We start from the raw sequence: 5,940 nt of genomic DNA on the forward strand, positions 1-5,940 counted from the left end.
GCCAGCAACGGCGCTACCGGGTCAGGACCACGGATTCCAACCACGCGCTGCCGGTGGCGAAGAACCTGCTGGACCAGAAGTTCGTTGCCAGCGAGCCGAACCAGGTGTGGCTGACCGACATCACTTAGTGGCTATTCCAGTAGGCCAGTTGCGCGCCAAACGATGAGACCGCAGGCCAGATGAAGCATGGCGATATAGGTGTCGGCCCGCTTTTCCCAGCGCACCAAGAGGCGCCGGAAACGATTGAGCCAACTGTGCGCTCGTTCCACCACCCAGCGACGAGCCCGGAAGCCGGCTTCGCGTTTGATGGCCTGGGCCTCCTCACCACGAGTGCGAATGTGAGCCGTGAAGCCGAATGCCGCCACGATGGCGCGCACCTCGTTGTAGTCGTAGCCCTTGTCCAGGCACAGGCCCTGTGGGGCCTCGCGCGTGGGCCTGGGTCGCTTGACGACGATGCCCGCCAGGGTGGCTGCGGTGAGCTTCATGTCGTGACGATTAGCCCCGGCTACCTCAACGGCCAATGGCAGGCCCGCCGCGTCAGTGAGCGTGCTGCGCTTGACGCCGCTTTTGCCGCGATCCGTAGGATTGGGGCCGGTTTTTCCCCCCACCCAGCGGCGCCTTCGTCGTCGCCCCGTCCATGGCCAGCCAGCTCCAGTCGATGCCCTTCAAGGCGTCGTACGCCAACAGTCCCTGCTGCCAAAACTCCAGGAACACTCCGGCGTCGCACCACTCGCGAAAGCGTCGGTAGGCCGAACTGCACGAGCACACGCCCGTGGCACTCAAGGCGTTCCAGTGCATGCCCGTGCGCAGCACCAGCAGGATGGCATTCATGGCCGCACGATCCGGCACGCGAGGGTTGTGGCACCCCAAAGGGTGCCTGGGCCTCGGTGGCAGCAGCGGTTCCATCTGCTCCCACAACTCGTCTGGGATGCGCCAGCCGTCGTCCTTCTTCACCAACCCCATCGCTTGTTCTTATAGCCATGCCGAGAGCGGCCGCCATTGTAGGCGGCCTACCGAAATCAGCTCTTATGTGGCGACGGACGAGGGATGGCTGTACCTGGCCGGCGTGAAGGATCTCTACAGCTGCGAGATCGTGGGCTATGCCATGGGCGAGCACATGACGCAGCAGCTCACGGGCCAGGCGCTGTTTGCCGCGTACAAGAAGCACCGGCCGCCGCGAGGCCTGATCCATCACAGCGACCGCGGCAGCCAGTACTGCGCCCACGACTATCGCAAGTTGGTGAAGTCGCTCGGCATGGAGGCGTCGATGTCACGCCGGGGCAACTGCTGGGACAACGCCCCGATGGAAAGCTTCTGGGGAAGCCTCAAAACGGAGCTGGTCCACCATGAGCGCTATGCGACGCGCGCCCAGGCCACAGCGGCAATCCGCGAGTGGATCGAGATCTTTTACAACCGCCAGCGCCGCCATAGCCGGCTGGGCAACGTGGCGCCAGCGGTCTTTGCGCGACAACATTTCCACAACGAAGGGGCGCGGGCGGCTTAAAAGTCGCTGTCCACTCTTGTCAGGACACCTCAGTCCTGGGTGCTCTGGTCGGCAAGCGCGAAATGGATGCTTATGTTCCTGCTCCACGCCGCAGCCTGGCCGAGGTAGGCGCCGTAGCCCGGCACTTCGAGCTTGAACATATACGCCCCGTAGACGCCGCTGCTTTGCGCGCGCACGAGGCGCAGCGTGACGGTGCCGGTGTAGTCGCCCTCGTGGTCGTCCTTGCCGGTGCAGGCGTAGGTGCCGGAATAGTCGGTGCCGGTGAAGGGCGCGGGAGCGGCTTGGGCGGCGGCGCAGGAAAGGGCGAGCGCGAGGATGGAGCTGGTTTTCAGTTTATTTCTCCCTTTCTAAGTTCAATATTGCAAAGCGGGGGCAAACAGACCTCAAGACTTTGGCTTGCGGAACGAGTCATAAACCTTTCTCAGCAGATGATTCAGCGCCAAGCTTCGGAATTCAGAGTCCCCCATCAGCTTTCCGAAGATTTCCTCATTCCCTTCCATGCGGTCGATCACCAAGCCCTCAAAAGTCTGCTCGAACACATGCCGAAAATCTTCCAGTGAATTGTTCTCGGCCGCCTTGCGCAACGCTTCGCTCTCGATGGCCTCCTCCTGAATCTGGTCAAAGAAAAGCTGGTCAGCCTGGGTGAAGTCCGTGCCGAAGCGCTCGTTGAGGATGTCGATCAGCTCGGAAAGCCTGACCAGTTCATCGGGCTGGCCCGTGCCCACGTCCGCAGGCCCCTTGAGGGCTGTGGCTTCACCGGCGCTCAAGTCGATTCGGCCTTCCGAAATCTTCTGCAGCCGGTAGTACTGCAGTTCCACTTCGTCCTCCACATGGACCGGGCCGTGACCTTCCCGCTTCGGCAGCTTGGTAAGCAGAAAACGCAGGTAGGTGTAGAGGCGTTCCAGATCGCTGTCCTGGTAGGGAATGACCTGCGAGAGGAAACCGTACAGGTTGCGGAAGTTCACCAGCAGGGCTTTCAGCGCCTCGCACTCTTCCTCCTGGCGCTGCTTGAAGCGCTCGACGGCGTGGTCCAGGACGCCGTTCATGGCCGCATGGTCGGTCACGGAGGCCTGGCGGCGCGGCTTGAAGTAAATGGCACAGAAAGCACGCACCTCGTCGTCGTGAATCAGGCCCGATTCGTCGATCTGGTGCTGGAGCCGGTACAGGTGCTGAGCGTCGGTCAGCGGCTCGGCTGGCGTGTCCTCGTAATAAGGCTTGAAAGCGCGGTAAATCTCTTCAGGCGCGTTGCGGAAGTCCAGGATGAAAGTGTCTTCCTTGCCGGCACAGGTCCGGTTCAGGCGTGACAGCGTCTGCACCGCCTGCAAGCCGGTGAGCTTGCGGTCCACGTACATCGTGTGCAGCAAGGGCTGGTCAAAACCGGTCTGGTATTTCTCGGCCACCAGCAACACCTGGTATTCGTGGCTGTCGAAAGCCTCGGGCAGCTCGCTTTCCTTGATGCCGCCGTTCATTCCGACTTCGGTCCAGGTTTTCCCGGGCGCATCGGGATCGTCCACCGTGCCGGAAAAGGCCACCAGCGTCTTCACGTCCTGGTAGCCCTTGCTCGCGATATAGGCGTCGAAAGCGCGCTTGTAGCGCACCGCGTGCAGCCGCCCTTCCGTCACCACCATGGCCTTGGCCCGGCCGCCGATCTTGTGGCGCACGTGGGTGCGGAAGTGCTCGACCATCACCTCGGTCTTGGTCCCCACATGGACCTCGTGCAGCGTCAGCGTGCGTGCCAGGGCGCGCGCCGTCTTCTTGCGCTCCACATGCGGGTCGTCGTCGCCTACCTGCACGAGCCGGAAATAGGCTTCGTAGGTGATGTAGTGCTTGAGCACGTCGAGGATGAACTTCTCCTCGATGGCTTGACGCATGGTGTAGAGGTGGAACGGTGCCTCGCCACCGGGGCCGGGCTCGTCGAACACCTTCTTGGTCTTGTACTTGGGCGTGGCCGTGAAGGCGAAGAAGCTCAGGTTCGGCTGCCGGCCCCGCTTGAGCATCTCGCGCACCACGCCGGCCAGCTGGTCCTCGTCGCCTTCTTCTGCAGCATCCGTGCCCGCGCCTTCGTCACCCAGCTCACGCTGCTCGGCCAGGTAGCGAGCGGCGGCTTCCTGCACGCCATGGGCGTTGAGGACGCCCTTGAGCTCCATCGCGTTCTCACCCGATTGCGAGCTGTGCGCCTCGTCCACGATCACGGCGAAGCGCTTGCCGCGGGTGCTGATGTCCAGCCCCTCGCGCTCCTTGGCCGGCAGCTCCTCGCGCAGCTTGGACAGCGTCTCGGCAACGAAGGGGAACTTCTGCAGCGTGGTGATGACGATGGGCGTGCCCTGCGCCAGGGCCTGCACCAGCTGGCGCGTGTCCTCGTCGATCTTCTGCACCACGCCCTGCTTGTGCTCGAACTGGTAGATGGTGTTTTGCAGCTGCTGGTCCAGCACGCGCCGGTCCGTCACCACGATCACCGAGTCGAACACCCGGCAGTCCTGCGCGTCGTGCAGGCTGGAGAGCCGGTGCGCCAGCCAGGCGATGGTGTTGGACTTGCCCGAGCCGGCCGAGTGCTGCACCAGGTAATTGCGCCCGCTGCCGTGCTCGCGCGCATGGGCCACCAGGCGGCGCACCGCGTCGAGCTGGTGGTAGCGCGGGAAGATCATGGTTTCCCGGCTGATCTTGCGGATGCCCTCGTCGGTGACGATGCGCTTTTCCTCGACCTGCAGGTGCATGAAGCGGCCCAGGATGTCCAGCAGCGAATCGCGCTGCCACACCTCGCGCCACAGGTAGGCCGTGCGGTAGTCGCCGTCGGCCGCCGGTGGATTGCCGGCGCGCCCGCGGTGGCCCAGGTTGAACGGCAGGAAGTGCGTCTTGTCGCCGGAGAGCCGGGTGCACATCCAGACCTCGTCCGGGTCCACCGCGAAATGCACCAGGGTGCGCTTCTTGAACTCGAAGATCAGTTCACGGCCGTCGCGCTGGCGCTTGTACTGGAGCTTGGCATCCGCGACCGTCTCGCCCGACATCGGGTTCTTCAACTCGGCCGTCACCAGCGGCAGGCCGTTGAGCAGCAGCACCAGATCCAGGCTCTTGTTGTGCCCCTCGCCGTAGAAGAGCTGGCGCGTGACGGTCAGCCGGTTGTGCGCGTAGAGCGCCAGGGTCTGCGGGTTCAGGCCGTTGCTGGGCGCGAACTGGGCCACGCGCAGCGTGCGGCCATAGCACTTAAAGCCCTGGCGCAGCACTTTCAGCACGCCCTTGGTGTCCAGCTCCTTCACCAGGTGGTCCAGCACCACGGTGCCCGCGTCCAGGCCGTGGATGGCCTGCAGGCCCTGCCAGAGCCTGGGCTGCGTGGCCTCGATGAAGCCCAGTACCCCGACCGGGTCCAACGCCCTTACCCGGTCGAAACGGCCCTGCGCCGGCCCCTGCCGGTAATCAATGAACTCGTAGCCGCCCGAAGCACACAGCTCATGGACGATGGCGTCTTCAAAACGGGCTTCGGTGTGCTTTTTCATGAAGGCAAGCGGTGAAATTCAAGCCAGGGCTTCGAGCGCAATAGGAGCTTCTGTTTCAACAGTGGCCGGGAGAGAGACATTACGAACGTCAATCTGACCAGAGATTGCAGCAACAATCAAAGCCACACGATATTCCAATAACTTCTCAATAGCCGCTTGAGTCTTTGAGATCAACGCGTCTATTTTCTTTGTCGAACGCTGAACATGCGCAACGATCTCCATTTGCTCTTGAACGGGCGGCACACATATCCTTAAACTTGCTGCATCACCCTGGTATATGGTTTTATGAGTGAACCCATGGTAAGTCTTTCGAACTCTTGCCGCATAGCACGAAATTGAAGCAGAAGATACTCACTCACAAGACGCTCGCCCGGCACCCAATTCCAGAAATCTTGACTTGTAGCCATGGCCACAGGCATTACACCCGAATAGCCGACTGATGCTGTTCTTGAAAGCACCACCGTACCTGCAGGCAGCAACTCCGCCGCAGAATTCGCAAGCCCCAACCCACTAATTTTCTCTTTGGTATCACCCAAATAAGTAATACTTTCATCCCTGATTTGCCAAACATCGGCAAGAGTAAACCAAGGAATATCGCAACCCTCCCAGTATTCAGGTTCCGCGCGACTCGGAGTATGCCCCGTTTTCATGGCCGCAAAACGTCTTATATTCCCGGAATCCCAGTGCGCAGGAATTCTATTGACCCACGGAACACAGGAAGCGCGCAATAGAACATTGGCGGCAATTCCCTTTGTTACCGCCTGCGTTACAACTGCCAAACGCTCTTCCTGCAACCTCTCAATGAGCAGTTGCTTCTTACTAGCCCTAACTTTATGCGGGCACGGTAGATGCTGGCATGCCGAGTGAGACCGTCTACTGGGCGAGGTTTCACCATGGCAAGACCGTTGATCGACGACGAGCTCTGGGCTGTGATCGAGCCATTGC

The 5,940-nt window shown here is 61.6% G+C and carries 4 protein-coding genes and 2 pseudogenes; 2 read left to right on the top strand and 4 right to left on the bottom strand.

Annotation, left to right across the window (positions count from 1 at the left end; all coding sequences use genetic code 11):
* Positions 1-125 (top strand): annotated as a pseudogene (locus tag HHL10_RS30915) (IS3 family transposase); the annotation flags it as partial.
* Between the two features lie 6 nt (positions 126-131).
* Here the strand turns inward: HHL10_RS30915 and HHL10_RS29685 are convergent.
* Positions 132-963, bottom strand: a protein-coding gene (locus HHL10_RS29685; RefSeq protein WP_169164039.1) for an IS5 family transposase whose coding sequence is annotated in 2 segments (ribosomal slippage) — positions 132-605 and positions 607-963 — 831 coding nt in all. Because the reading frame shifts where the segments join, the coding sequence is not laid out codon by codon here.
* 61 nt (positions 964-1,024) lie between these two features.
* Here HHL10_RS29685 and HHL10_RS29690 point away from each other — a divergent pair.
* Positions 1,025-1,504, top strand: a pseudogene (locus HHL10_RS29690) (IS3 family transposase); the annotation flags it as partial.
* Positions 1,505-1,887: 383 nt separating this feature from the next.
* On the opposite strand, the gene HHL10_RS29695 reads toward HHL10_RS29690, so the two are convergent.
* From HHL10_RS29695 to HHL10_RS29705, 3 genes are all read right to left on the bottom strand, one after another.
* Positions 1,888-4,995 (bottom strand): type I restriction endonuclease subunit R, encoded by a 3,108-nt coding sequence (locus tag HHL10_RS29695; protein ID WP_169164040.1) that lies wholly within the window; start codon positions 4,993-4,995, stop codon positions 1,888-1,890.
* An 18-nt stretch (positions 4,996-5,013) separates the two neighbouring features.
* Positions 5,014-5,217: a restriction endonuclease subunit S domain-containing protein gene (locus HHL10_RS29700; protein ID WP_169164041.1), complete on the bottom strand. Its 204-nt coding sequence runs from the start codon at positions 5,215-5,217 to the stop codon at positions 5,014-5,016.
* 29 nt (positions 5,218-5,246) lie between these two features.
* A partial coding sequence (locus HHL10_RS29705) for a restriction endonuclease subunit S (protein WP_205833289.1) occupies positions 5,247-5,940 on the bottom strand: 694 nt, incomplete at its 5' end.

The organism is Azohydromonas caseinilytica (genome assembly GCF_012927045.1).
GTDB classification, from domain to species: domain Bacteria; phylum Pseudomonadota; class Gammaproteobacteria; order Burkholderiales; family Burkholderiaceae_C; genus Azohydromonas; species Azohydromonas caseinilytica.